This is a genomic window from Streptomyces sp. NPDC052043, from assembly GCF_044548235.1.
Lineage (GTDB): Bacteria > Actinomycetota > Actinomycetes > Streptomycetales > Streptomycetaceae > Streptomyces.
Map to the genome: position 1 here is coordinate 443,504 of NZ_JBIUBT010000004.1, position 23,649 is coordinate 467,152.

Consider the following 23,649-nt stretch of genomic DNA (forward strand, 5'->3'; position numbering starts at 1 on the left):
GGCCGCCCCGCCCCGGCACCTGTACGCGGGTCGACGTACGTAGGCCGAGAAGAGAGATCGCGAGCATGACCGTGCAGACCGAACGGCCGCCCTCCGGCCCGCTGGACGCCCGCGAGGCGGACGGCCGGGCATCCGGCGGTCCGACACCGCGAGCCGCCTCGCGCAGCGGCGGGTTCGCCCCCTATCTGTTGCTGCTGCCCGCCTGCGCGGCCACCGTGCTGCTGCTCGGCTGGCCGCTGCTGAAGGATTTCCTGCTGTCGTTCCAGAACCTCAACATGACGCAGCTGATCCAGCACGTCACCGAGTGGAACGGCATCGACAACTACAAGGAGACCCTCACCAGCGAGGACTTCTGGCGGGTCACCCTCCGCTCGGTCCTGTTCACGGCGGTCAACGTCGTCCTGATCATGGTCCTGGGCACGCTGGTCGGCCTGCTGCTCGCCCGCCTCGGCAAGCGCATGCGGTTCACCCTGCTGATCGGCCTGGTGCTGGCCTGGGCCATGCCCATCGTGGCGGCCAGCACCGTCTACCAGTGGCTGTTCGCCCAGCGCTTCGGCGTCGTCAACTGGGTGCTGGACAAGCTCGGCTGGCACTCGATGGCCGACTACAGCTGGACCAGCAGCCAGATGTCGACGTTCTTCGTCATCACCCTGCTGATCGTGTGGATGTCCATCCCGTTCGTCGCGATCAACCTGTACGCGGCGACCACCACCATCCCCGCCGAGCTGTACGAGGCGGCCTCCCTCGACGGCGCCGGCGTCTGGCGGAGCTTCACCGCGGTCACCCTGCCGTTCCTGCGGCCCTTCCTCTACGCGACGACGTTCCTGGAGATCATCTGGGTCTTCAAGGCGTTCGCACAGGTCCTTCTCATCAACAGCGGCGGCCCGGACCGGCTCACCGAGATCCTGCCCGTCTACGCCTACGTCGAGGGCATCGGCAACCAGCACTACGGCATGGGTGCGGCGATCGCCGTCCTGACCATCCTGATCCTGCTCGGCCTGACCGCCTACTACCTCAGGATCGTGCTCAAGCAAGAGGAGGACGAGCTGTGAAGCGCTCGCTCTTCGGCCGCGTGTGGCCCAACGTCACGGCCGTCGTCCTGTTCATCGGCTTCGTCTTCCCCGTGTACTGGATGTTCTCCACGGCGTTCAAGCCGACCGGCGACATCATCTCCGAGGACCCGGTCTGGTTCCCGGTCGACTTCACCTTCGAGCACTTCAGGACGGCGACGCAGGTCGAGCACTTCTCGACGTACGTCACCAACTCGGTGACCGTCACCGTCCTCGCCGTCGTCTTCTCGCTGGTCATCGCGCTGGCCGGCTCCTTCGCCCTGGCGCGGATGCGCTTCAGGGGGCGGCGCGGCTTCGTCATCGGCTTCATGCTGGCCCAGATGGCGCCCTGGGAAGTCATGATCATCGCCATCTACATGATCGTGCGGGACGCGTCGATGCTGAACAGCCTCGTGCCGCTGACGCTCTTCTACACGATGATGATCCTGCCCTTCACCATCCTGACGCTGCGCGGCTTCGTCGCCGCCGTGCCCAAGGAGCTGGAGGAGGCGGCCTTGGTGGACGGCTGCTCCCGCATGACGGCCTTCCGCCGGGTCATCCTGCCGCTGCTCGCCCCGGGCCTGATGGCCACCTCGCTGTTCGGCTTCATCACCGCCTGGAACGAGTTCGCCCTCGTCCTGGTGCTGAACAAGGACGCCGAGGCCAAGACGCTGCCGCTGTGGCTGTCCAGCTTCCAGAGCCAGTTCGGCGACGACTGGGGCGCGACCATGGCGGCCTCCTCCCTCTTCGCCCTCCCGATCCTGATCCTCTTCGTCTACCTCCAGCGCAAGGCCGTCAGCGGCCTGACCGCGGGCGCCGTGAAGGGATAACGCCACCCGATGACGACAATCGCCAGCGGTACCGACACACTCACCCGCGACGCGCTGACCGTTCTCCAGCCCGGCTTCACCGGGACCACGGCCCCCGACTGGCTGCTCCGGCGCCTCGGTGAGGGTCTGTCCTCGGTCGGGCTGTTCGGCCGGAACATCGCCTCGCCCGAACAACTGGCCGCCCTCACCGCGCAGCTGCGCGCCGAACGCGAGGACGTCCTGGTCGCCATCGACGAGGAGGGCGGCGACGTCACCCGCCTGGAGGTGCGTACCGGCTCCAGCTTCCCCGGCAACCACGCGCTGGGCGCCGTGGACGACGTGGAGCTGACCGAGGCCGTCGCGCGCGAACTCGGCAGACGCCTTGCCGAGTGCGGGGTGAACTTCAACTGGGCGCCCTCCGCCGACGTCAACTCCAACCCCGGCAACCCGGTCATCGGCGTACGGTCCTTCGGCGCCGCCACCGATCTGGCCGCCCGGCACACCGCCGCCTACGTCACCGGCCTCCAGGCCGCGGGTGTCGCCGCCTGCACCAAGCACTTCCCCGGACACGGCGACACCGCCGTGGACTCCCACCACGCGATGCCCCGCATCGACGTGGACGCCGAGGTGCTCCAGGAGCGCGAACTGGCCCCGTTCCGCGCGGCGATCGCCGCCGGCAGCAAGGCCGTGATGAGCGCCCACATCCTGGTGCCGGCCCTGGACCCGGACCTTCCGGCAACGTTGTCCCGCCAGGTGCTGACGAACCTCCTGCGCGGCGAACTCGGCTACGAGGGCCTGATCGTCACCGACGGCATGGAGATGCGGGCCATCGCGGACCACTACGGCATCCGGCGCGGCAGCGTCCTGGCCGTCGCCGCCGGAGCCGACGCGATCTGCGTGGGCGGCGGACTGGCCGACGAGGAGACCGTGACCGGCCTGCGCGACGCCCTGGTCGCCGCGGTCCGCTCCGGGGAGCTGCCCGAGGAACGGCTGGCGGACGCGGCCGACCGGGTCCGCGCCCTCGCCCGCTGGGCCGCCGCGGCCGCGGACCCGGCCGGTACGCGGGGCACCGCCGACCCGGAGGTCGGGCTGCGGGCGGCCCGGCGCGCGCTGCGCGTCACCGCCGCGGAGAGCTTCACCCCGCTCATGGAGCCGCCCTACGTCGCCGCCCTCACCCCCGTCGCCAACATCGCGGTCGGCGACGAGACCCCGTGGGGCGTGGCCGCCGAGCTCTGCCGCCTCCTGCCGGGTACCCGGACGGGCAGCTTCGCCGGCGAGGACGCGGGCCGCGCGGCGCTCCAGGAGGCCGGCACCCGGCGTGTGGTGGCCGTCGTCCGCGACGAGCACCGCCACCCCTGGATGGCGGCCGCCCTGGACACCCTGCTCGCGGCGCGGCCGGACACGGTGGTCGTCGAGATGGGCGTCCCCCAGGCGGTCCCGCGCGGCGCCCTGCACATCGCCACCCACGGCGCGGCCCGCGTCTGCGGCCGGGCGGCGGCGGAGGTCATCACGGGCGAGTGAACGGCGGCCGCCGCCGAGTCCCCGGCCGGGGATGTCCCCCGGAGGGTCAGGGCGGAGGGCCAGGGCTCGGAGCGGTGTCCGCCCTTTTGCGCGGAGTCCTGCGGCACTCGACACGGCGAAGCCGGCCGCCCCCTGCGGGGTGGCCGGCTTCGCCGTGGACCGGGCCGCGCGAGTGGCTGGGGTCCTTCGTTGGGATCAGCCCGGCATGATCCCAACGAGAGGCCCTAGATGCCCTGCCAGTCCGGCTTGTTGGCGTACGTGTGGCGGAAGTAGTCGGCGAGCTTCAGCTTGGACGCGGCGGCGTCGTCGACGACGACCGTCGCGTGCGGGTGGAGCTGAAGCGCCGAGGCGGGGCAGACCGCGGCCAGCGGCCCCTCGACGGTCGTCGCGACCGCGTCCGCCTTGCCCTCGCCCGTGGCCAGCAGCACCAGGTGCCGCGCCTCCAGGATCGTCCCGATGCCCTGCGTGATGACGTGGTGCGGCACCTGCTCGACGTCGCCGTCGAAGAAGCGCGCGTTGTCGACGCGGGTCTGCTCGGTCAGGGTCTTGATCCGGGTGCGCGAGGCGAGCGAGGAGCACGGCTCGTTGAACCCGATGTGCCCGTCGGTCCCGATCCCGAGCAGTTGCAGGTCGACGCCGCCGGCCTCGGCCAGCGCCCGGTCGTAGGCCGCGCAGGCCGAGCGGACGTCCTCGGAGGTGCCGTCGGGCCCGAGGAAGGCGTCCATCCCGATGCCGAGGGGCTCCAGCACCTCACGGCGCAGCACCGAGCGGTAGGACTCGGGGTGGTCGGCGGGCAGCCCCACGTACTCGTCGAGCTGGGCGATCCGCGCCCGCGAGAGGTCCGCGGCACCGGAGCGCACCTTGGCCGCCAGTGCCTCGTACACGGGCAGGGGAGTGGAGCCCGTGGCCACGCCGAGCAGGGCGTCGGGCTTGCGCCGGAGCAGCTGCGCCATCGCCTCGGCGATGAGTTCGCCGCCCGCTCGGGCGTCCGGAACGATGACAACTTCCACGCTGGGCCTGCCGATCTGAGGAGGATCTGAAGGGGACGGACCCGGTTACGAGGGTCATGTGGTTTAGACCAATCCAAGCCCAATCTAACAGAATCGGGCCCCTGTGTGCCGCGCTCGTCCGCCCGCGCGCCCGACCCCTGTTTCCCTCTGTTTCCCCTGTTCCCCCTGTTCGGCCCCACCGTCGAGCCGGGCGGGCTAGGCTGCGTGCAGCGCGCCGGGAGATCCGGCCGGCCCGTCCCGGCCGATCGTCGATCGCGGAAGAAAAAACAACAACCTCGTCCCGCGCATGGACAGGCCAAGTGGTCTAGTCCAGAATGCTGTGAGACGTCTCGAACAGCGCACGCGCGCGGCACCGTCCGCGCACGACAGGTGAACGCACGAGCCTCCGTCTTCCCCGCACAGGAAGGCGGACCGAGGACCCGGAGCTCTCTGCCCTGACTGCCCCGGTTCCTCATCCTTCGGCCGACCGGGACCGCACGCCCACGGCCGATACTGCTCCGGGCTGCGGTGCCGGGAGGGCTGAGGGTCCCTCTCAGGCGCCGCGGCCCGCGGGTGTCTTCGGGGCCCGGCGCCGCCGGGTGTTTCGGGACCGCACAAACGCCCGGGTACGCTCGCAGACGTGCCCTCCATGAACGAACTCGTACGCCAGCACACCGCGCTCGACGACTCCGATCTCGAGTGGCTGCACATGCTGGTCTCGGAGTGGCAGCTGCTCTCCGACCTCTCCTTCGCCGACCTGGTCCTGTGGGTCCCCACCCTGGACGGCGCCCGGTACGTCTCGGTCGCCCAGATGCGGCCCAACACCGGCCCCACCTCCTACCAGAACGACATGGTCGGCCACCTCGTCCCGCGCGGCCGCCGCCCGATGCTGGACACCGCGCTCGACGAGGGCCGGATCGTGCGGGAGGGCGACCCCGAGTGGCGCGAGGAGGTCCCGGTCCGCGTCGAGTCCATCCCGGTGCGGCGGGAGGGGCGCGTCCTCGGCGTCATCGCGCGCAACACCAACCTGCTCACCGTGCGTACCCCGAGCCGGCTGGAGCTGACCTATCTGCAGAGCGCCTCGGACCTGGCGCAGATGATCGCCGCCGGCTCCTTCCCCTTCCCGGACCAGCAGGTCGACATGGACGCCTCGCCGCGCGTGGGCGACGGCCTGATCCGGCTGGACGCGGACGGCATCGTTCAGTACGCCTCGCCCAACGCGCTCTCCGCCTTCCACCGCCTCGGTCTCGCCGCCGACCTCGTCGGCCACCACCTGGGCCAGACCACCGCGGAACTCGCCCCCTCCCGGGCCCCGGTGGACGAGGCGCTGGTGAAGCTGGCGAGCGGCTGGGCGCCCCGGGAGTTCGAGATCGAGGCGAAGGACGGGGTGATCCAGTTCCGGGCCATCCCGCTCAAACCCAAGGGCACGCGCATAGGTTCGCTGGTGCTGCTCCGGGACGTGACCGAACTGCGCCGCCGCGAGCGGGAGTTGATCACCAAGGACGCGACGATCCGGGAGATCCACCACCGGGTCAAGAACAACCTCCAGACGGTGGCGGCCCTGCTCAGGCTCCAGGCCCGGCGCATCGAGTCCGAACGCGGCCGGGAGGCGCTCGAGGAGGCGGTCCGCCGGGTCGGGTCGATCGCCATCGTGCACGAGACACTGTCCCAGAACCTGGACGAGCGGGTGGAGTTCGACGAGATCGCCGACCGGGTGCTGGCGATGGTCGCCGAGATCTCCCCGGGCAAGGTGACCGGCCGGCGCAGCGGCCGCTTCGGGATCCTGGACGCCGAGGTCGCCACCCCGCTGTCGATGGTGCTGACCGAGGTCCTTCAGAACGCCCTGGAACACGGCTTCCGTGAGGGCGAGACGGGGACGGTCGAGGTCTCCGCGGTCCGCGGCGGCACCTCGCGCGAGGCCCGACTGCTCGTCACCGTCCAGGACGACGGCGTGGGCCTGCCCGGCGACTTCGACCCGCACAGCTCGGGCAACCTCGGCCTGCAGATCGTACGGACCCTGGTCGAGGGGGAGTTGGGCGGCACCTTCGACATGGTTCCGGCTCCCGAGCGCGGCACGCGCGTGATCCTCGACATTCCGGTGCAGCCGGACAAGTAGCCCGCGCGGCGACACAGGCGGCCCGCACAGCAAAGAGCCTCGGACCGAAACTCGGTCCGAGGCCAGTCGCTCGTTGCGTCCTGTGTGCGCATCGGGGGTACTGCGCGCTGCGGCTCGGGGGCGGGAGATGCGTACTCGCTGTACGCGCCGCCAAGCTCAGGCTGTCAGCGGGGTGGCTGTGGTCAGGCGGAGGCCTGACGAGCCCGGTTGCGGGCGGCACGGCGCTTCATTGCGCGGCGCTCGTCCTCGCTGAGACCACCCCAGACGCCGGAGTCCTGACCGGACTCGAGCGCCCACTGCAGGCACTGCTCCATAACCGGGCAGCGACGGCAGACGGCCTTGGCTTCCTCGATCTGCAGCAGCGCAGGACCGGTGTTGCCGATGGGGAAGAACAGCTCGGGGTCTTCCTCGCGGCAAACGGCGTTGTGACGCCAGTCCATGGCTGCTACCTCTCTTGGTGTGACGTGCGGTTGCTTGTGAATGTGAACGCTTTCACGAATCCCTCAACAAGGGAAGGGCCGACTGCCAGGTTCCCTGGCGTGGTCCTGTGATTTGAAGAGGGGTTCCGGTGATCTCTGGGGCCTGTGTGGTGGGCCGTCCCGATCGCCACGTAGAGACTCGCAAACCTCGGCGGCGGATACAACCCCTTCCGGAAAGTTTTTTTTGATTCCTCGGTGTCGACTAGGTCACAGCCGTACTTCCATGGGGTGGATCCTTGCCTAAACGTTCGAGTGAAAGGACTTTGGGCCCTTCTACTCACACAATCACACGCAGTGCACGGCGAACGCCTGTGAACGTCACGCTCTTTCGCAGCCCCAGGTGGTCACCGTCCATCTGGAGGGGGAGCGGGACCTTCGAATGCAAGGTGAAGCGGCTCAGATCGTGCAGGGAGGCGGCGTGCCTGCCCCGCGGGCCGCGCTCGGGGGACGAAGTGAGCAACTGGGTGCCATACCGGGCAACCGCGGCGGTGGACAGGCGGCTGAGACCGAGCACGTCGAGCCCGGTATCGAACGAGGCCTTAGGTGACGTGTACATCGGGCGATTGCCGAGATACGTCCACGGCGAGGTGTTCGAGACTATGGCCACCACCAGCTCGGTGAGCGGGTCCTCCCCGGGCCGCGCCAGGGTGATCGTCCCGCGCCGGCGGCTCTGCTCCCCGAGGAACTGGCGGACCACCTGCCGTACGTACAGGGCGTGCGTGGACTTCTTGCCGCGCTCGCGATGCTGCTCCACCCGGCCGACCACGCCGGCGTCGAAGCCGAGCCCGGCGTTGAAGGTGAACCAGCGCTCCGGGACCGCCGCGTCGTCGGTGCCGGGCGTGCCCGAGGCCAGTCCCAGTCCGACCGTGCGCTCGCTGCCCCGGCGCAGGGCGTCCAGGATCGCGCCGGTGGCCTCCACGGCGTCGTTGGGCAGGCCCAGGGCGCGGGCGAAGACATTGGTGGAACCGCCGGGCACCACCGCGAGGCGCGGCAGGCGCGCGGGATCCGGGCCGCGGTGCAGCAGGCCGTTGACGACCTCGTTGACCGTGCCGTCGCCGCCGAGGGCCACCACCATGTCGATGTCGTCGCTGTCCGCGGCCTGCCGGCCCAGGTCGCGGGCGTGGCCGCGGTACTCGGTGGTGACCGCGTCCAGCTTCATCTCGCTGGCGAGCGCGTGGATCAGGACGTCGCGCGTACGTGCGCTTGTGGTGGTAGCCGCCGGATTGACCACGAGAAGTGCACGCATGAGGTGCAGCGTACCTACCGGGCAGTACTCGCCCCACCCCGAGGTAGGGATCGGGTAAGAGAGCGGGCCGTGAGCCTGCCACACGGCGGTCCGGGCCGCGCGGGCTACCCTGCTGGGGTGAGCAGTGAGCGCAACACCCCCAGGACCACGGACGGCACGGACGCCCCGGGTCCGCGCCCGCGGCGGCTGACGTACGCGGCGGCCCTGGCCGCGCTGGAAGGGCTCGTGCTGGTGGTCGGCGGGATCTGGATGCTCGTCGCCGCCCTGACCGGCCACGAGGGCGACCGGTGGACCGGCGTCACCGGCGGTGTCACGGTGCTCGTGCTCGCGCTGCTGCCGCTGCTCGCCGCCCGCGGACTGCTGCTGTGCCGCGGCTGGAGCCGGGGACCGGCGGTCATCACGCAGATCATGGCGCTGCCCGTCGCCTACACCCTGCTGCGGTCCGACGGCACGGCCATCCCGGCCGGCATCGCGCTCGCCGTGGTGGCCGTCACGGCGCTGGTGCTGCTCGTCAACCCGGAGACGACCACGGCCCTCGGCATCAAGGGCCCTGGCCGGGCCGGGGAGACCGGGCAGCGGTAGCCGGCAACGGCCGGCCTCCGCCCCGGCCGTCCCGGTCCCCGCGACCCTGCTCCCCTCTTACTCCCGCTTACTCCTGTTACTCCTCCACCAGCAGCTTCTCCCGCAGCTGGGCCAGAGTGCGGGCCAGCAGCCGGGAGACGTGCATCTGGGAGATGCCGACCTCCTGCGCGATCTGCGACTGGGTCATGTTGCCGAAGAAGCGCAGCAGCAGGATCCGCTTCTCGCGCGGCGGGAGGTCCTCCAACAGCGGCTTCAGCGACTCCCGGTACTCCACGCCCTCCAGCGCCTCGTCCTCGGCGCCGAGGGTGTCCGCGACCGCCGGGGACTCGTCGTCCGTGTCGGGGACGTCCAGGGACAGCGTGGAGTAGGCGTTGGCCGACTCCAGGCCCTCCAGGACCTCCTCCTCGGAGATGGCGAGCTTCTCGGCGAGCTCGTGCACCGTCGGGGAGCGGCCGTGCAGCTGGGACAGCTCGGCCGTCGCGGTGGTCAGCGCCAGGCGCAGCTCCTGGAGCCGGCGCGGCACGCGCACCGCCCAGCCCTTGTCCCGGAAGTGCCGCTTGATCTCGCCGACGACCGTCGGAGTCGCGTACGTCGAGAACTCCACGCCGCGGTCCGGGTCGAAGCGGTCGACCGACTTGATCAGGCCGATGGTGGCGACCTGTGTGAGGTCGTCCAGCGGCTCGCCGCGGTTGCGGAAGCGGCGCGCGAGGTGCTCGACGAGCGGCAGGTGCATGCGGACCAGCTGGTTGCGCAGCTCGGCGTACTGCGGGCTGCCCTCCTGCAGGGAGCGCAGCTCGACGAACATCGCACGCGCGCCACTGCGGTCCTGAGCGTCGTGCCGCGTGGTGTGCACGACCGGCGCGGCCCGCGCCGCGACCTCGGAGTTTCGCTCGTGCTCGCTCATCGTCCCGCCCGTCGCCCTTCCCCGAGCCCTCGCCTCCTTCCCCGGGTTCTCGCCTTCGCTCGAACGGGGGGAGTCCCCGTGAGGGGGAGGACCGCCGTGGCCGGCGACCAGCGGCTCGTCCTCCGGGTGCGGCCTGGCCTGCTCCGGGATGCCGTCGATACCGTCCGCCGCGTGCCGGGCCGCGGCCGGGCCGCCCCGGGCGGCCCCGCCCGCGGCTCCGGCCCCGTCCGCGCGCGCCGGAGTCCCGTCCTCGGCCGGAATCTCCCGTGTGCCGCGCTCTTCGTCCCGCACCGGCCCGTCCCCGTTCCTCACGTCGGCCCGGGTCCCGCGCCGCGCTGTTTGTAGAGGCTGATCGACACGGTCTTGTCGTCGTCCACGGCGGAGGAGACCTTGCCCGCGAGAGCGGACAGGACGGTCCAGGCGAACGTGTCCCGCGAGGGCGCGTGACCGTCCGTCGTCGGGGCCGAGACGGTGACCTCGAGCGAGTCGTCGACCAACCGGAAGACGCAACTGAGCACCGAGCCGGGCACGGCCTGCTGGAGCAGGATCGCGCAGGCCTCGTCCACCGCGATGCGCAGGTCCTCGATCTCGTCGAGGGTGAAGTCCAAACGGGCCGCGAGACCGGCCGTGGCCGTCCGCAGCACCGACAGGTAGGCACCCGCAGCCGGCAGCCGGACCTCCACGAAGTCCTGGTTCGCCGCGGGCTCGCCTGCGATCTGGGACACCCTCACCTCCAAGGTGGTACAAGCTCTCTCAGGGCCGGGGGGCATTCCCCCGGGACAACGCGCTACATGGTTCAGCGGTGACGCTACCGCGCGCCCGGCCTTTCTGTCCCGGGACCCCGACCCCTTGCCGTCACTCATTGTAGAGCTACGGATACGCTCCGTGGCTAGAGGTCTGCGGGCCCAAATGGGAACGGCGGGCGCCGGGTTGACGTACCCAGACGTCAGACGGTCGAACCGTCCCCCATTTTGGTCGTCCTGGTCATACGAGGACGTGGTCCACGAAGCACCACCGCCAGTCCTCGCCGGGTTCGAAGGTCCGCATCACCGGGTGCCCGGTGTCCTTGTGGTGCTTGGTCGCATGCTGTCCCGGCGAGGAGTCGCAGCATCCGACGTGGCCACAGGACAGGCACAGCCGCAACTGCACCGGATGCGTGCCGTCCGCCAGGCACTCCGGACACGTGTCGCTCCGGGGGTCGGGCTCCGGGTGCGGCAGCGCGCCGGCGTGCGTGCACTGTTTCATGATTGCCAGATTACGACGGGCGTGGGAGTGACCGCGCGGAAAGCGCCGGGCTACGAACGATGGGTGGGCGAGGACCATGGACGTGACGCCGCTGCTGTTCCTGGTGGCGGGCAGCGCCGCGGTCGCCGGGGCCGCCCGGCGCACCCCCGTGCCGGCGCCCCTGCTGCTGGTCGCGGCCGGACTGGCGGTCTCCTACATCCCCGGGGTCCCCGCCTACACCCTCGACCCCGGCGTGGTCCTGCCCCTGCTGCTGCCGCCCCTGCTGCACACCTCCGCCATCGAGAGCTCCTACCTCGACCTGCGTGCGCAGCTGCGGCCCGTGGCGCTGCTCTCCGTCGGGTACGTGCTGTTCGCGACCTTCGTGGTCGGCTGGGCCGTGTACCTGCTGGTGCCGGGACTGCCGCTGACCGCGGCCCTGGTGCTGGGCGCGGTGGTGGCGCCGCCGGACGCGGTCGCGGCGACGGCGGTGGCCCGCCGGGTCGGGCTGCCCTCGCGGATCACCACGATCCTCCAGGGGGAGTCCCTGCTCAACGACGCCACCGCGATCACCGCCTACCGGGTGGCGCTGGCCGCCGCGGTCGGCGCGGGCGCGACCTGGGCGGGCGGGGTGCTGGAGTTCCTGGTCGCGGCGATCGGCGGCGTCGGGATCGGGCTGGTGCTGATGCTGCCGCTGCACTGGCTGCGCACCCACCTGAAGGAGGCGCTGCCGCAGAACACGCTCTCCCTGCTGATCCCGTTCGTCGCCTACGGCGTCGCCGAGCAGGTGCACGCCTCCGGCGTCCTGGCCGTCGTCACCGTCGCCCTCTACCTCGGCCACCGGGCGTGGGAGGTCGACTTCGCCACCCGGCTCCAGGAGGAGGCGGTGTGGCGGATGGTGGCGTTCGTCCTGGAGTCATCGGTGTTCGCCCTCATCGGGCTTCAGCTGCCGGTTGTCCTCAGGGGCCTCGGGGCGTACTCCGGCGCCGAGGCCGCCTGGTACGCGGTCGCCGTCTTCCTGGTGGTCGTCGCGGCGCGGTTCGTGTGGGTGTACCCGGCGACGTTCCTGCCGCGGCTGCTGTCCCGGCGGGTCCGGGAGCGCGAGGAGAACCCCACCTGGAGGGGGGCGATGGTCACCGCGTGGGCCGGGATGCGGGGCGTGGTGTCCCTGGCCATCGCCTTCTCGATCCCGGTCACGCTGCACGACGGCACGCCCTTCCCGAAGCGCAACCTGCTGCTCTTCCTGACCTTCACCACCGTCATCGGGACCCTGGTGGTGCAGGGCCTGACGCTGCCGCCACTGATCCGCGTGCTGAGGTTCCCCAGCCGCGACGCGCAGGCGGAGACCCTGGCCGAGGCGAACGCGCAGGCGCAGGCGTCCCTGGCCGCCGAACGGCGCCTGGAGGAACTGCTCGCCGACGAGCGCAACGCCCTGCCCCCGCCACTCGCCGACCGGCTCCGCACGGTCCTGGAACGCCGCCGCAACTCCGTCTGGGAGCGGCTCGGCCAGGCCAACCCGGTCACCGGCGAGTCGGTCGACGACACCTACCGCCGGCTGGCCCGGGACGTGATCGGCGCCGAGCGCGAGGTGTTCGTGCGCCTGCGGGACGGCCGCTACATCGACGACGAGATGCTGCGCACGCTGCTGCGCAGGCTGGACCTGGAGGAGGCGGCGGCCTACCGGGAGGCGGCGTGAGGGCCGGGTGGATCAGGCCGGCGCCGGGAAGGGACTGCCCGTGACGACCGCGGCGATCGTCGTCCCGCGCGGGAAGGCGCCCTCACCGGCGAGGGCGACCAGGCCGTACAGCAGCTTGGCGACGTACAGGCGCTCGACGGGGACGCCGTGCCGGGCGGTGAAGTCCTCGGCGAAGGTCTCGAGTTCGTCGGGGACACGGGCGTAGCCGCCGAAGTGGAAGCGCTCGTCGAGCGACCATGTGCCGCGCCGGGCGCCGAAGGCCCGCTCCTGAAGGGCCTCGATGTCCGCCGCCAGGAAGCCGCCCCTGAGCACCGGTATGCCCAGGGCGCGCCGGCCCGGTGCGAGCCCGCCGGCCAGGCCGGCCAGGGTGCCGCCGGTGCCGCAGGCCAGGGCGACGACGTCCGCCTGCTCGCCCAGCTCCTCGCCCAGGGCCCGGCAGCCGCGTACCGCCAGGGCGTTGCTGCCGCCCTCGGGGACCACATGGGCCTCCTCGGCGCCCGCGGTGCGCACCAGGGCCGCCAGCGTCCCGGGCTCGGCCTTGCGGCGGTACGTCGACCGGTCGACGAAGTGCAGCCGCATCCCGTCGGCCGCGCAGCGCGCCAGGGAGGGGTTCAGGGGGCGCTCGGCGAGCTCCTGGCCGCGGACCACGCCGACCGTCGGCAGGCCCAGCAGACGGCCGGCGGCGGCCGTGGCGCGCAGGTGGTTGGAGTAGGCGCCGCCGAAGGTGACGACCGTCCGGCCGGCCGCGGCCCGCAGGTTCGGGGCGAGTTTGCGCCACTTGTTGCCGGTCAGCTCCGGGTGGATCAGGTCGTCGCGCTTGAGCAGCAGCCGCAGGCCGCGACGGCCGAAGCGGTCGTCGGCGACCTCGTGGAGGGGCGAGGGCAGCCGGGGGGAGAGCGCGGCGGGGTCGGGGGCGGCGGAGCGGGTCACCCGGCCATTGTCCCCGCCCGGCCGGGGCGGCGGCACGGCCGCCGAGGCACCGCGAATCCGCTGGTCACAGAAACGGAATCCGCGATTCCTGCCCGTGGTCACAGTGATCCATTCCCGCTCTTTCGGGTAATAGCACGACAACGTCCCGTGCTGGAAGGCTGACGCACGCAAATCGATGCACGGCGCCGAGGGCGCCGGGCATGAGCGGGAGGGTAATTCTCTATGTCGGTAGGCGAAGAGGTCCGCGCAGAGCAGGACCGGCCGCAGCAGAGCCTCGGCACCGCGGCCGCGCGGAACCTGGCCACCACCACCAAGTCCGTTCCCCAGATGCAGGAGATCAGCTCGCGCTGGCTGCTGCGCATGCTGCCCTGGGTCGACGTGCAGGGCGGCACGTACCGGGTGAACCGGCGGCTCACCTACGCCGTCGGCGACGGCCGCATCACCTTCGTGAAGACCGGCGACCGCGTCGAGGTCATCCCGGCCGAACTCGGCGAACTGCCGGCGCTGCGGGACTACGAGGACGGCGACGTGCTCGCGGAACTCGCCCGGCGCTGCCGCCAGCGCGAGATCGAGGCGGGCCAGGTGATCGCCTCCTTCGGCAGCCAGGCCGAGGAGGTGTACCTGCTGGCGCACGGCAGGGTCCAGAAGGTCGGCACCGGCCCCTACGGCGACGACCAGGTCCTCGGAGTCCTCGCCAACGGCGCGTACTTCGGCGACCAGGCGCTCCTCGACCCGGACGCCATCTGGGAGTACACGGCCCGCGCGGACACCGCGTGCACCGTCCTCGTCCTCTCCCGCCGCGACGTGGAACAGGTCGCCGAGCGCGCCGAATCGCTGCGCGACCACCTTCGGCAGCAGGTCTCGACCCCCGAGCAGAACGCCAACAGGTTCGGGGAGAAGGCGGTCGAACTCGCCGCAGGACACAGCGGTGAGCCGGACATCCCGCACACCTTCGTGGACTACGAGGCCAGCCCCCGCGAGTACGAACTGAGCATCGCGCAGACCGTCCTGCGCATGCACACACGCGTCGCCGACCTCTACAACCAGCCGATGAACCAGACGGAGCAGCAACTCCGGCTGACCGCCGAGGCGTTGAAGGAGCGCCAAGAGCACGAACTGATCAACAACCGCGACTTCGGCCTGCTCCACAACTGCGAGTACGACCAGCGGATCCACCCGCACGACGGCGTGCCCAGCCCCGACGACATGGACGAGCTGCTCAGCCGGCGGCGCGGCACCAAGCTGTTCCTCGCCCATCCGCGTGCGATCGCCGCGTTCGGCCGCGAGCTGAACAAGCGGGGCCTGGTCCCGGAGACCATCGACATGGGCGGCAACCGCATCCCCACCTGGCGCGGTGTGCCGATCTTCCCGTGCAACAAGATCCCGGTCACCGAGGCGCGGACCAGCTCGATCATCGCCCTGCGGACCGGCGAGGACGACCAGGGCGTCATCGGGCTGCGCGCGAAGGGCATCCCCGACGAGATCGAGCCGAGCCTGTCCGTGCGGTTCATGGGCATCAACGAGCAGGCCGTCGTCAAGTACCTGGTAACGGCGTACTTCTCGGCGGCGGTGCTGGTGCCGGACGCGCTCGGCGTCCTGGAGAACATCGAGGTCGGCCGTTGGCGCTGATCACGCGGGCCGGCTCTCGGTGTCCCGGCTCGCCGGGCCGGGTAGGTCCGGAGGGTATGCGCCCAGTTCCGGCTGCGGAAGTGCCACCGTCCGCGGTCTCTTCGCCAGGGATCGGATGTGGATCGATTGGTTGAGTTCATGACGGAGACGACGCGGCGCCCGACCGGCGTGCCCCGCCCCGTGGGGGCCGCGCGGCCGGCGGGACCCGGCTCCGCCGACCCTCTTCCCCCGCGCGCCGGCGGTGGCTCGGGCGGACCGGCCGCGCCCGACGGGCACGACGCGGCGGTGATCCTCGAACACTCACGGGCGTCGGTCGATCCCGAACTGCGGGCGGCCGTCGCCTCCCTGCCCGCCTCGATGCGCCGGATCGCGCGCTACCACTTCGGCTGGGAGCACGCGGACGGCACCCCGGCCGCGGGCAACGGGGGCAAGGCCATCCGCCCGGCGCTGGTCCTCACGGCGGCCACCGCGCTCGGCGGGCCGCCCGCGCGGGCGGCGGCGGCGCGGGCCGCGGCGGCGGTGGAGCTGGTCCACAACTTCACGTTGCTGCACGACGACGTGATGGACCGGGACGCCACCCGACGGCACCGGCCCACGGCGTGGACGGTGTTCGGCGAGAACGACGCCATCCTGGCCGGGGACGCGCTCCAGGCGCTGGCCCTGGGGCTGCTCGCGCAGAACCCGTGCGCGGCGTCACCGGCCGCCGCCGCCCGGCTCGCGGGCTGCGTCGTCGAACTCTGCGAGGGCCAGCGGGCGGACACCGCCCTGGAACGGCGTGCCCCCGGCGAGGTCACGCTCGCCGAGGTGCTCACCATGGCCGAGGCCAAGACGGGCGCGCTGCTCGGCTGCGCCTGTGCCGTCGGGGCCCTGTACGCGGGGGCGGCCGAGAGGGAGGTCGAGGCGCTGGACGCGTTCGGCCGGCAGGCGGGGCTCGCCTTCCAGCTGATCGACGACGTCATCGGCATATGGGGCGACCCGGCCCGCACCGGCAAACCGGTCGGCGCCGACCTCGCGGCCCGCAAGAAGTCCCTGCCGGTGGTCGCCGCGCTGACCTCCGGCACCCCGGCCGCCGCTGAACTGGCCGGGCTGTACGCCCGGCCCCATCGGGACGGGGAGGAGGAGCAGATGGCGCTGGTGGTGGAGCGGGCCGGCGGCCGGGACTGGGCGCAGGCCCAGGCGGCCGACCGGATGGCCCGGGCCGTGGACGACCTGGCCCGCGCCGTGCCGGATCCGGCGAACGCGGGCGGACTGCTGGCCCTGGCCGAGTTCGTGACGCGACGCACCGTCTGATCCGCCCGGGGGGAGGGGGAGGACCGGAGCCGCCGGACCCGTACGGATCCTGACCCGTACGGCCACCGGCGGCTCCGGTGCGGCGGGCCCAGGACCGCCCCGCGGTGTGCGGAGCCGACCCTGATCGCCTAGTCTCAACTCCCGTACTTGGAACGGCACTTGAGCTGAGAGGGCGGAAGATGGGCGTGGGGATCCGGGCGGCGGGGGAAGACGACCGGGAACTGGTCGTGCGGCTGCTGGACGAGGCCTTCCAGGACGACCCGGTGAGCGGCTGGGTCTTCCCGGAGCGGGAGTACCGCCGCACGACCCACCACCGACTGATGGCCGCCTTCACCGACATCGTGCTCGCCGAGGGCCGGATCGACCTGACCGAGGACGGCACGGCGTGCGCGCTGTGGCTGTCGATGCCGGCGGCCGACGGGGACGGTCCGGACGGCGGGGGCGACCCGGGAGCCCCGGACGAGGCGGACGAGGCGGACGACGCCGTGCGGCTGCGCGAGAGTGTCGACCCGGCCAACGCGCGGGTCGAGGAGATCGCCCGGCTGATGGCCGAGTCGCATCCTGCCGACCGCGCCCACGAGTACCTGTGGATGATCGGCGTCGCGCCGGCCCGCCAGGGGGAGGGCCTGGGCAGCACCCTCATCCAGCACGTCCTCGACCGCTGCGACCGCGAGGGCCTGCCCGCCTATCTGGAGGCCAGCAGCGAGCGCAGCACGAACCTCTACGCACGTCTGGGCTTCACGTTCGCCGACCGCACCCTCGACATCCCGGACGGCCCCCGGATGTGGCCGATGTGGCGCGAACCGCTCACCGGCCGGGACCTTCCCTGACCTGGCGGAGGGCAGGAGCCGAGGTGACACGGGGCGAGCGACGGCGCCGCGGGGTGTGGCGGTGACCCATGACCTCAGGACCGCTCGTCCTGAGACCGCTCCAGGAAGCGCAGCATGTTCCCGGCCGGGTCGCGGAAGGCGCAGTCGCGCACCCCGTACGGCTGGTCCGTCGGCTCCTGGACGACGTCGGCGCCGAACTCCTGGACACGGGCGAAGAGCGCGTCGCAGTCGGCGGTGGTGAAGATGACCCCGCGCAGCATGCCCTTGGCCAGCAGCCGGGCCATGGCCTCCCGGTCGGCGGGGGAGGCGTCCGGATTCGCCGCGGGCGGCTCCAGGACGATCTCCACGTCCGGCTGCAGCGGCGACCCCACGGTCACCCACCGCATCCCCTCGAACCCGACGTCGTTGCGGACTTCCAGCCCCAGCACGTCGCGGTAGAAGGTGAGCGCCTTGTCGTGGTCGTCGACGGCGATGAAACACTGGCGCAGTTTGAGGTCCATACCCTCACGCTAGGCCCTGTCGTCACCTTCCCGTCGGCCCCGCGACGACAGGACCTGGGGCGCGGGACGCGGTCCCGCTCGACTGGGCCGGGTGAAGGTCCGGGCCACACAGGCCGGGATCACGGCACTGTCGTCGTGCGACCGCGCCCGGTAGGCGCTCGGGGTCTCGCCGACGAGTTCGGTGAACCGTGAACTGAAGGATCCCAGCGACGTACAGCCCACCGCCAGGCACACCTCCGTGACGCTCATGTCCCCCCGCCTGAGCAGCGCTTTCGCCCGCTCGATGCGCCGCGTCATCAGGTACCCGTACGGCGTCTCCCCGTACTCGGCCCGGAAGCTGCGCTGGAAGTGCCCCGGCGACATCAGCGCGGTCCGCGCGAGCGCGGCCACGTCCAGCGGCTCGGCGTACTCACGGTCCATGCGGTCACGGGCCCGCCGCAACCGCACCAGGTCTTCGGGCATCACCCCGCCAGCATGCCACGCGCCGGCACGGCGAAGGGGCCCGGTCGCACAACGACCGGACCCCTTCACAGTTCACGGCGACCCGCAGTGGTGCACCGACTGCCGATCACCGCACGAACCGCGGCTCAGGCCTTCTTCGTCTCCCAGAAGATCTTGTCGATCTGGGCGATGTAGTCCAGGGCCTTCTGACCCGTGGCCGGGTCGGTGGAGGCCTTGGCGGCGGAGAGGGCCTTCAGGGCGTCGTTGACCAGCTGGTGCAGCTCCGGGTACTTCTCGAAGTGCGGGGGCTTGAAGTAGTCGCTCCACAGCACGGAGACGTGGTGCTTCGCCAGCTCGGCGCGCTGCTCCTTGATGACGGTGGCGCGCGCCTGGAAGTGCGGGTCGTCGTTCGCGGCCATCTTCTCCTGGACGGCCTTCACCGACTCCGCCTCGATGCGGGCCTGGGCCGGGTCGTACACACCGCAGGGAAGGTCGCAGTGTGCGCTGACCTTGACCTTGGGGGCAAACAGGCGGGAGAGCATGGAGCCATCCTTCCTCGTGATCGTCTTCTCAGGTGGGACATTACTCCCTGACAGGCGTGTTTTCGCGGGTGCCCCCTTGGGCTTAGGACAAAAGTCCGGGGTGAGACTGAGACTGGTGGAGGAACGTGACCGGGGAGGTGCCGGGGATGCCGGAGCTGTCGCAGGAGACCGAGCGCAAAGGCGCCCTACTGCCCTTCGGGCTGGCGGAGGTGACCGGGCCGTCCATGGTGCCCACGCTGCACCACGGCGACCGGCTCGTGGTGCAGTACGGCGCCCGGATCCGGCCCGGTGACGTGGTGGTCCTGCGGCATCCGTTCCAGCAGGACCTGCTGGTCGTCAAGCGCGCTTCGGAGCGGCGCGACAGCGGCTGGTGGGTGCTGGGCGACAACGCCTACGCGGGCGGGGACAGCACCGACTACGGGACCGTGCCCGAGGACCTGGTCCTGGGCAAGGTGCGGTTCCGCTACCGGCCGCGCCGGCGTGTTCAGCGCTCGCCGCTGGCGCTGGTGCGCTGGGCGCTGTCGGCGGCCCGGCCCGTGTTCGCCGACCGGTCGGCCTCCAGACGCTTGCGCGCCCGGTAGGCGGCGACGTTCGCGCGGGTCGCGCAGCGGTCGGAGCAGTAGCGGCGCGAGCGGTTGGTGGAGGTGTCCAGGTAGGCGTTGCGGCACGGCGCGGCCTCGCACAGGCCGAGGCGGTCGACGCCGTACTCGGTGAGGTGGAACGCCAGTCCCATCGCCGCGATCGCCGCGTAGCCGGCGGTCGCGTTGGACGGGTGGTCCGCCAGGTGCATGTGCCACAGCGGGCGGCCGTCCTCGTCGCGGTGGTCGTGCCCCGAGATCTGCGGGCTCACCGGGAACTCCAGCAGCAGGGAGTTCAGCAGGGCCACCGCGAGCGTCTCGTCGCCCTGGTCGGCGGCCTCGAAGACCGAGCGCAGCCGGGCCCGTACCGAGCGGAAGCGCGTGACATCGGCGTCCGTGGCGCGGCGGGCCGCGGAAGCGTTGGCGCCGAACAGGTCCCGGACCGCGTCGACCGAGGTCAGCGCGTCCTTGCCCCGGGCCGGCTCCTCGCTGTTGACGAGTCGTACGGCGTAGTCCGAGTAATAGGCCAGTTCCACTTGTAGTCCTTACGCAGGCGCTCTATGGTCGAGGGAGCGGCCGGGTAATAGCCGGCTGGCCTTCAAGGGTATTACGTGACAGGGGCAGGAAGGGCTGCGATGACGGACACGAGGACGGGCATCACCGCGGAGGGGGCCGACTGGGCCGCCTGGCAGGAGAGCTGGGACCGCCAGCAGGAGTGGTACATGCCCGACCGCGAGGAACGCTTCCGCATCATGCTCGACATGGTCGAGGCGCTGGTCGGCACCACCCCGCGCATCCTGGACCTCGCCTGCGGCACCGGCACCATCACCGCCCGGCTGCTCGCCCGCTTCCCCGGGGCCACCAGCACCGGCGTCGACCTCGACCCGGCGCTTCTCGCCATCGCGCGCGGCACCTTCGACGGCGACGAGCGGGTCTCCTTCGTGACCGCGGACCTCAAGGACCCCGACTGGCCGGCGAAGCTGCCGTACGACTCGTACGACGCCGTCCTGACCGCCACGGCCCTGCACTGGCTGCACACCGAACCGCTCGCCGCCCTCTACGGCCAGGTCGCGGAACTCGTCCGCGACGGCGGTGTCTTCATGAACGCGGACCACATGATCGACGAGACCACCCCCAGGATCAACGCGGCCGAGCGCGCCCAGCGGCACGCGCGCATGGAACAGGCCAAGCGGGCCGGCGCCCTGGACTGGGCGGAGTGGTGGCAGCTGGCCGCCAAGGACCCGGTGCTGGCCGGACCGACGGCCCGCCGCTTCGAGATCTACGGCGAGCACGCCGACGGCGACATGCCGTCCGCCGCGTGGCACGCGCGCGTCCTGCGCGACCAGGGCTTCGCGGAGGCCCGCCCGGTGTGGTGCTCGCCGTCCGACACGCTGCTGCTCGCCCTCAAGTAGGGCTCCCGCGCGCCGCGTGCGAGAGGGGCGGTACGGGATACCCGTACCGCCCCTCTCGTCCGCGTCCTGCCTCGGGCCTCGGGCCTACAGCACCTTCGACAGGAAGGACTGCGTGCGCTCGTGCTGCGGGTCGGTCAGGACCTCGCGCGGATGGCCGGACTCCACCACCACGCCCTCGTCCATGAAGACCAGGCTGTCGCCGACCTCCCGGGCGAAGCCCATCTCATGGGTGACGACGACCATCGTCATACCGGACTCGGCGAGGTCGCGCATGACGTCGAGGACGTCACCGACCAGCTCCGGGTCGAGCGCCGAGGTCGGCTCGTCGAACAGCATGAGCTTGGGGTCCATGGCCAGGGCGCGGGCGATCGCCACCCGCTGCTGCTGGCCGCCGGAGAGCTGCGCGGGGTAGTGCCCCGCCCGGTCGGCCAGGCCCACGCGCTCCAGCAGCTGCATCGCCCGTTCTCTGGCCTCGCCCTTGTTCACGCCCTTGACCTGGACCGGCGCCTCGATGACGTTCTCCAGCGCGGTCATGTGCGGGAACAGGTTGAAGCGCTGGAAGACCATGCCGATGTCCTGGCGCTTCATGGCGACCTCGCGGTCGCGCAGCTCGTACAACTTGTCGCCGTGCTGGCGGTAGCCGACGAGTTCGCCGTCGACGTACAGCCGGCCCGCGTTGATCTTCTCGAGGTGGTTGATGCAGCGCAGGAACGTCGACTTGCCGGAGCCGGAGGGGCCGATGAGGCAGAACACCTCGCCGGGCCTGACCTCCAGGTCGATGCCCTTGAGCACCTCCACCTGGCCGAAGGACTTGTGGACGCCCTCGGCCTTCACCATCGCGACGCCGGCGTCGCGCGCGGTGACGCCCTGTTCGGTGAGCTTGTCGGTCATGCCGTGACCTTCCTGCTGGAGAAGGACGTCAGATGCGTCCTGACCTTCTGCCACGGCGTCGGCGGCAGGCTGCGGCTGGAGCCGCGGGCGTAGTACCGCTCGATGTAGTACTGGCCCACGCTCAGCACCGAGGTCATGATCAGGTACCAGGTGGCGGCGAGGAAGTACATCTCCACCGGGGCACCGGAGACCTGGCCGATGTCCTGGGCGTAGCGGAACAGCTCCGAGAACTGGACGACCGACACCAGCGAGGTCGTCTTCAGCATGTTGATGACCTCGTTGCCGGTCGGCGGCACGATCACCCGCATCGCCTGCGGAACGACGATCCGGAACAGGGTCTTGCCGTTGCTCATGCCCAGCGCGTGGGCGGCCTCGGTCTGGCCCTCGTCGACCGAGATCAGGCCGGCGCGGCAGATCTCCGCCATGTACGCCGCCTCGTTCAGACCCAGGCCGAGCAACGCCGTCAGCAGCGGCGTCATGAAGTTCGACCAGTAGTCCTTGTAGAACGGCATCAGGTTGACGTACTGGAAGACCAGGCCCAGGTTGAACCAGACGAACAGCTGGACCAGGACCGGGGTGCCGCGGAAGAACCAGATGTAGAACCAGGCGATGCTCGAGGTCACCGGGTTCTTCGACAGGCGCATCACCGCGAGGACGATGCCGCCGACGATGCCGATCAGCATCGACAGGACCGTGAGCATCAGGGTCTTGCCGACGCCGGTCATGATCCGGTGGTCGAAGAAGTAGGACGGAATCGCGTGCCAGTTGATCCTGCCCTGGCTGAACGCGTTGATGATCGCGACCAGGATCGCGATCGCGACGACGGCGGTGACGTACCGCCCGTAGTGCCGGACCGGAATGGCCTTGATGGCCTGCGGTCCGGCCGGGGGCGTGTCCTTGGGGCCCGCCGTCCTGTCGATGTCAGCAGTCACGGGTGTCGCCTCTCAGGGGGACGGTCAGCGGCGGCTCGGGTGTGCGGTCACTTGCCGCCGTTGACGACGGACTCCGTCACGGCGCCGGACTGGACGCCCCACTTCTCGAGGATCTTCTCGTACTCGCCGTTCTTGATGATCGCGTTCACCGCGGCCTGGAGGGCGTCGCGCAGCTGCGTGTTGCCCTTGGCGACGGCGATGCCGTACGGGGCCGCCTGGACCTGCGGGCCGACGATCTCGAAGTCGTTGCCGCCGCCGGAGGTCTTCACCGCGTACGCGGCGACCGGGAAGTCCGAGGAGACCGCGTCCACGCCGCCCGAGCGCAGCCGGGTCTGGGCCAGCTGGTCGTCGTCGAACGGCTCGATGGTGAGCTTCTTGCCGCTCGGGCACTTCTTCGCCTCGGCCTTGGCGAGGTCCTCCGAGATGGTGCCGCGTTCCAGGGCGATCTTCTTGCCGCACAGGTCGGACCAGCCGTTGATGCCCTTGGTGTCGCCCTTGCTGGTGTAGATCGAGACACCGGCGGACAGGTAGTCGACGAAGTCGACGCCCTCGCCGACCTTCTTGCCCGTGCTGGGGTCGACGCCCTCCTGACGGCTCTTGTTGTCCGTCATCGCCGACATCGCGACGTCGTAGCGGTTGGAGCGGATGCCGGTGAGCAGGGCGTCGAAGGTGCCGTTCTCGAACTCGAAGGTCACCCCGAGCTGCTTGCCCAGGGCGGCCGCGACGTCGGGGTCGAGGCCCACGACGGTGCCGGACTTGTCCTTGAACTCGACCGGCGCGTACGCGATGTCGGAGCCGACCCTGATGACGCCCTTCTCCCGGATCTGGGCCGGGAGCTTGTCGGCCAGCGGGGCCGCGTTGGCCGAGTCGCTACCCGAGGGCTTGTTCTTGTCCTTGGTCTGGTCACCGCAGCCGGTGAGGATCAGGGCGCCGGTGACCACGATCGCACCGACCGCAGCTAGCCGGGACTGCGCGGCGGTCGTACGACGGGTGGAGCGTGCGGTCATGTGGTTCCTCCGGCTGATGGATGGAGCTGCCGACGGGTCGATGAGGACACACACC

25 protein-coding genes are annotated in these 23,649 nt (G+C 71.2%); 11 read left to right on the forward strand and 14 right to left on the reverse strand.

Going from position 1 to position 23,649, the window contains the following annotated elements:
• Nucleotides 1–65: 65 nt before the first annotated feature.
• From ACIHCX_RS13245 to ACIHCX_RS13255, 3 genes are read left to right on the forward strand one after another with little or no spacing between them, the layout of a single operon-like run.
• Entirely contained in the window at nucleotides 66–1,052 is a 987-nt protein-coding gene (locus tag ACIHCX_RS13245) for a carbohydrate ABC transporter permease (RefSeq protein WP_400029045.1), read from the forward strand.
• Entirely contained in the window at nucleotides 1,049–1,879 is an 831-nt protein-coding gene (locus ACIHCX_RS13250; RefSeq protein ID WP_400029046.1) for a carbohydrate ABC transporter permease, read from the forward strand. Before ACIHCX_RS13245 ends, ACIHCX_RS13250 begins: the two co-directional genes overlap by 4 nt.
• 9 nt (nucleotides 1,880–1,888) lie before the next feature.
• Complete coding sequence (locus ACIHCX_RS13255; protein WP_400029047.1) at nucleotides 1,889–3,379, forward strand: glycoside hydrolase family 3 protein; 1,491 nt, start codon at nucleotides 1,889–1,891, stop codon at nucleotides 3,377–3,379.
• A gap of 224 nt (nucleotides 3,380–3,603) precedes the next feature.
• On the opposite strand, the gene nagB is transcribed toward ACIHCX_RS13255, so the two are convergent.
• Complete coding sequence (nagB, locus tag ACIHCX_RS13260; RefSeq protein ID WP_400029048.1) at nucleotides 3,604–4,389, reverse strand: glucosamine-6-phosphate deaminase; 786 nt, start codon at nucleotides 4,387–4,389, stop codon at nucleotides 3,604–3,606.
• Nucleotides 4,390–5,017: 628 nt separating this feature from the next.
• Between nagB and ACIHCX_RS13265 the strand changes: the two genes are divergently transcribed.
• Nucleotides 5,018–6,484, forward strand: a complete 1,467-nt coding sequence (locus tag ACIHCX_RS13265; protein ID WP_400029232.1) for a sensor histidine kinase — start codon at nucleotides 5,018–5,020, stop codon at nucleotides 6,482–6,484.
• Between the two features lie 182 nt (nucleotides 6,485–6,666).
• Here the strand turns inward: ACIHCX_RS13265 and ACIHCX_RS13270 are convergent, their stop codons facing one another.
• Complete coding sequence (locus ACIHCX_RS13270; protein ID WP_016639615.1) at nucleotides 6,667–6,924, reverse strand: WhiB family transcriptional regulator; 258 nt, start codon at nucleotides 6,922–6,924, stop codon at nucleotides 6,667–6,669.
• A 316-nt stretch (nucleotides 6,925–7,240) separates the two neighbouring features.
• Nucleotides 7,241–8,209, reverse strand: a complete 969-nt coding sequence (locus ACIHCX_RS13275; RefSeq protein ID WP_400029049.1) for a diacylglycerol/lipid kinase family protein — start codon at nucleotides 8,207–8,209, stop codon at nucleotides 7,241–7,243.
• Between the two features lie 117 nt (nucleotides 8,210–8,326).
• On the opposite strand from ACIHCX_RS13275, the gene ACIHCX_RS13280 reads away from it, so the two are divergent.
• Nucleotides 8,327–8,791 carry a hypothetical protein gene (locus ACIHCX_RS13280; protein ID WP_400029050.1) on the forward strand — a complete coding sequence of 155 codons (465 nt, stop codon included), beginning with the start codon at nucleotides 8,327–8,329 and terminating at the stop codon, nucleotides 8,789–8,791.
• A 76-nt stretch (nucleotides 8,792–8,867) separates the two neighbouring features.
• Here ACIHCX_RS13280 and ACIHCX_RS13285 read toward each other — a convergent pair whose 3' ends face one another.
• From ACIHCX_RS13285 to ACIHCX_RS13295, 3 genes are all read right to left on the reverse strand, one after another.
• Nucleotides 8,868–10,007, reverse strand: a complete 1,140-nt coding sequence (locus tag ACIHCX_RS13285) for an RNA polymerase sigma factor SigF (RefSeq protein ID WP_400029051.1) — start codon at nucleotides 10,005–10,007, stop codon at nucleotides 8,868–8,870.
• A complete protein-coding gene (locus ACIHCX_RS13290) occupies nucleotides 10,004–10,420 on the reverse strand; it encodes an anti-sigma regulatory factor (protein WP_400029052.1) in 417 nt (138 codons plus the stop codon). The genes ACIHCX_RS13285 and ACIHCX_RS13290 overlap by 4 nt, the downstream gene beginning before the upstream one ends.
• A 259-nt stretch (nucleotides 10,421–10,679) precedes the next feature.
• Nucleotides 10,680–10,940, reverse strand: coding sequence for a UBP-type zinc finger domain-containing protein (locus ACIHCX_RS13295; protein WP_400029053.1), 261 nt, complete (start codon nucleotides 10,938–10,940; stop codon nucleotides 10,680–10,682).
• Nucleotides 10,941–11,016: 76 nt separating this feature from the next.
• On the opposite strand from ACIHCX_RS13295, the gene ACIHCX_RS13300 reads away from it, so the two are divergent.
• Nucleotides 11,017–12,612 carry a Na+/H+ antiporter gene (locus tag ACIHCX_RS13300; RefSeq protein ID WP_400029054.1) on the forward strand — a complete coding sequence of 532 codons (1,596 nt, stop codon included), beginning with the start codon at nucleotides 11,017–11,019 and terminating at the stop codon, nucleotides 12,610–12,612.
• A gap of 12 nt (nucleotides 12,613–12,624) precedes the next feature.
• Here the strand turns inward: ACIHCX_RS13300 and ACIHCX_RS13305 are convergent, their stop codons facing one another.
• Nucleotides 12,625–13,542, reverse strand: coding sequence for a 1-aminocyclopropane-1-carboxylate deaminase/D-cysteine desulfhydrase (locus tag ACIHCX_RS13305; protein ID WP_400029055.1), 918 nt, complete (start codon nucleotides 13,540–13,542; stop codon nucleotides 12,625–12,627).
• Between the two features lie 222 nt (nucleotides 13,543–13,764).
• On the opposite strand from ACIHCX_RS13305, the gene ACIHCX_RS13310 reads away from it, so the two are divergent.
• The 3 genes from ACIHCX_RS13310 to ACIHCX_RS13320 all read left to right on the forward strand — a co-directional run bounded on the left by ACIHCX_RS13310 (nucleotide 13,765) and on the right by ACIHCX_RS13320 (nucleotide 17,291).
• Nucleotides 13,765–15,171 (forward strand): family 2B encapsulin nanocompartment shell protein, encoded by a 1,407-nt coding sequence (locus ACIHCX_RS13310; protein ID WP_400029056.1) that lies wholly within the window; start codon nucleotides 13,765–13,767, stop codon nucleotides 15,169–15,171.
• Nucleotides 15,172–15,297: 126 nt separating this feature from the next.
• Complete coding sequence (locus ACIHCX_RS13315) at nucleotides 15,298–16,461, forward strand: family 2 encapsulin nanocompartment cargo protein polyprenyl transferase (protein ID WP_400029233.1); 1,164 nt, start codon at nucleotides 15,298–15,300, stop codon at nucleotides 16,459–16,461.
• A 179-nt stretch (nucleotides 16,462–16,640) separates the two neighbouring features.
• The gene (locus tag ACIHCX_RS13320) at nucleotides 16,641–17,291 is read left to right on the forward strand and encodes a GNAT family N-acetyltransferase (protein ID WP_400029057.1); all 651 of its coding nucleotides are present in this window, start codon (nucleotides 16,641–16,643) and stop codon (nucleotides 17,289–17,291) included.
• 74 nt (nucleotides 17,292–17,365) lie between these two features.
• On the opposite strand, the gene ACIHCX_RS13325 is transcribed toward ACIHCX_RS13320, so the two are convergent.
• The 3 genes from ACIHCX_RS13325 to sodN all read right to left on the reverse strand — a co-directional run bounded on the left by ACIHCX_RS13325 (nucleotide 17,366) and on the right by sodN (nucleotide 18,774).
• Entirely contained in the window at nucleotides 17,366–17,791 is a 426-nt protein-coding gene (locus tag ACIHCX_RS13325; protein WP_400029058.1) for a VOC family protein, read from the reverse strand.
• 9 nt (nucleotides 17,792–17,800) lie between these two features.
• Nucleotides 17,801–18,253, reverse strand: coding sequence for a helix-turn-helix transcriptional regulator (locus tag ACIHCX_RS13330; RefSeq protein WP_400029234.1), 453 nt, complete (start codon nucleotides 18,251–18,253; stop codon nucleotides 17,801–17,803).
• A gap of 125 nt (nucleotides 18,254–18,378) precedes the next feature.
• A complete protein-coding gene (sodN, locus tag ACIHCX_RS13335) occupies nucleotides 18,379–18,774 on the reverse strand; it encodes a superoxide dismutase, Ni (protein ID WP_020123534.1) in 396 nt (131 codons plus the stop codon).
• A gap of 146 nt (nucleotides 18,775–18,920) precedes the next feature.
• Here sodN and sodX point away from each other — a divergent pair, with 146 nt between their 5' ends.
• Complete coding sequence (gene sodX / locus ACIHCX_RS13340; protein WP_400029059.1) at nucleotides 18,921–19,355, forward strand: nickel-type superoxide dismutase maturation protease; 435 nt, start codon at nucleotides 18,921–18,923, stop codon at nucleotides 19,353–19,355.
• Here the strand turns inward: sodX and ACIHCX_RS13345 are convergent.
• The gene (locus ACIHCX_RS13345) at nucleotides 19,259–19,888 is read right to left on the reverse strand and encodes a CGNR zinc finger domain-containing protein (RefSeq protein WP_400029060.1); all 630 of its coding nucleotides are present in this window, start codon (nucleotides 19,886–19,888) and stop codon (nucleotides 19,259–19,261) included. The genes sodX and ACIHCX_RS13345 overlap by 97 nt on opposite strands.
• Before the next feature lie 99 nt (nucleotides 19,889–19,987).
• Here ACIHCX_RS13345 and ACIHCX_RS13350 point away from each other — a divergent pair, with 99 nt between their 5' ends.
• Nucleotides 19,988–20,764 carry a class I SAM-dependent methyltransferase gene (locus ACIHCX_RS13350; protein ID WP_400029061.1) on the forward strand — a complete coding sequence of 259 codons (777 nt, stop codon included), beginning with the start codon at nucleotides 19,988–19,990 and terminating at the stop codon, nucleotides 20,762–20,764.
• Nucleotides 20,765–20,848: 84 nt separating this feature from the next.
• On the opposite strand, the gene ACIHCX_RS13355 is transcribed toward ACIHCX_RS13350, so the two are convergent.
• Genes ACIHCX_RS13355 through ACIHCX_RS13365 form a run of 3 tightly spaced genes read right to left on the reverse strand, consistent with a single transcriptional unit; the run spans nucleotide 20,849 to nucleotide 23,594 of the window.
• The gene (locus ACIHCX_RS13355; protein WP_400029235.1) at nucleotides 20,849–21,601 is read right to left on the reverse strand and encodes an amino acid ABC transporter ATP-binding protein; all 753 of its coding nucleotides are present in this window, start codon (nucleotides 21,599–21,601) and stop codon (nucleotides 20,849–20,851) included.
• A gap of 50 nt (nucleotides 21,602–21,651) precedes the next feature.
• Nucleotides 21,652–22,587: an amino acid ABC transporter permease gene (locus ACIHCX_RS13360; protein ID WP_400029062.1), complete on the reverse strand. Its 936-nt coding sequence runs from the start codon at nucleotides 22,585–22,587 to the stop codon at nucleotides 21,652–21,654.
• Nucleotides 22,588–22,634: 47 nt separating this feature from the next.
• Nucleotides 22,635–23,594 (reverse strand): ABC transporter substrate-binding protein, encoded by a 960-nt coding sequence (locus ACIHCX_RS13365; RefSeq protein ID WP_400029063.1) that lies wholly within the window; start codon nucleotides 23,592–23,594, stop codon nucleotides 22,635–22,637.
• Nucleotides 23,595–23,649: the final 55 nt, after the last annotated feature.

Bases quoted from the DNA above. Each gene is read 5' to 3' on its own strand.
- ACIHCX_RS13365 (WP_400029063.1), bottom strand. From the start codon at position 23,594: ATGACCGCACGCTCCACCCGTCGTACGACCGCCGCGCAGTCCCGGCTA.
- ACIHCX_RS13275 (WP_400029049.1), bottom strand. From the start codon at position 8,209: ATGCGTGCACTTCTCGTGGTCAATCCGGCGGCTACCACCACAAGCGCA.
- ACIHCX_RS13270 (WP_016639615.1), bottom strand. From the start codon at position 6,924: ATGGACTGGCGTCACAACGCCGTTTGCCGCGAGGAAGACCCCGAGCTG.
- ACIHCX_RS13330 (WP_400029234.1), bottom strand. From the start codon at position 18,253: ATGCCCGAAGACCTGGTGCGGTTGCGGCGGGCCCGTGACCGCATGGAC.
- ACIHCX_RS13325 (WP_400029058.1), bottom strand. From the start codon at position 17,791: ATGGACCTCAAACTGCGCCAGTGTTTCATCGCCGTCGACGACCACGAC.
- sodX (WP_400029059.1), top strand. From the start codon at position 18,921: ATGCCGGAGCTGTCGCAGGAGACCGAGCGCAAAGGCGCCCTACTGCCC.
- ACIHCX_RS13245 (WP_400029045.1), top strand. From the start codon at position 66: ATGACCGTGCAGACCGAACGGCCGCCCTCCGGCCCGCTGGACGCCCGC.
- ACIHCX_RS13255 (WP_400029047.1), top strand. From the start codon at position 1,889: ATGACGACAATCGCCAGCGGTACCGACACACTCACCCGCGACGCGCTG.
- ACIHCX_RS13295 (WP_400029053.1), bottom strand. From the start codon at position 10,940: ATGAAACAGTGCACGCACGCCGGCGCGCTGCCGCACCCGGAGCCCGAC.
- ACIHCX_RS13350 (WP_400029061.1), top strand. From the start codon at position 19,988: ATGACGGACACGAGGACGGGCATCACCGCGGAGGGGGCCGACTGGGCC.
- ACIHCX_RS13320 (WP_400029057.1), top strand. From the start codon at position 16,641: ATGGGCGTGGGGATCCGGGCGGCGGGGGAAGACGACCGGGAACTGGTC.
- ACIHCX_RS13300 (WP_400029054.1), top strand. From the start codon at position 11,017: ATGGACGTGACGCCGCTGCTGTTCCTGGTGGCGGGCAGCGCCGCGGTC.
- sodN (WP_020123534.1), bottom strand. From the start codon at position 18,774: ATGCTCTCCCGCCTGTTTGCCCCCAAGGTCAAGGTCAGCGCACACTGC.
- ACIHCX_RS13355 (WP_400029235.1), bottom strand. From the start codon at position 21,601: ATGGTGAAGGCCGAGGGCGTCCACAAGTCCTTCGGCCAGGTGGAGGTG.
- ACIHCX_RS13265 (WP_400029232.1), top strand. From the start codon at position 5,018: ATGAACGAACTCGTACGCCAGCACACCGCGCTCGACGACTCCGATCTC.
- ACIHCX_RS13310 (WP_400029056.1), top strand. From the start codon at position 13,765: ATGTCGGTAGGCGAAGAGGTCCGCGCAGAGCAGGACCGGCCGCAGCAG.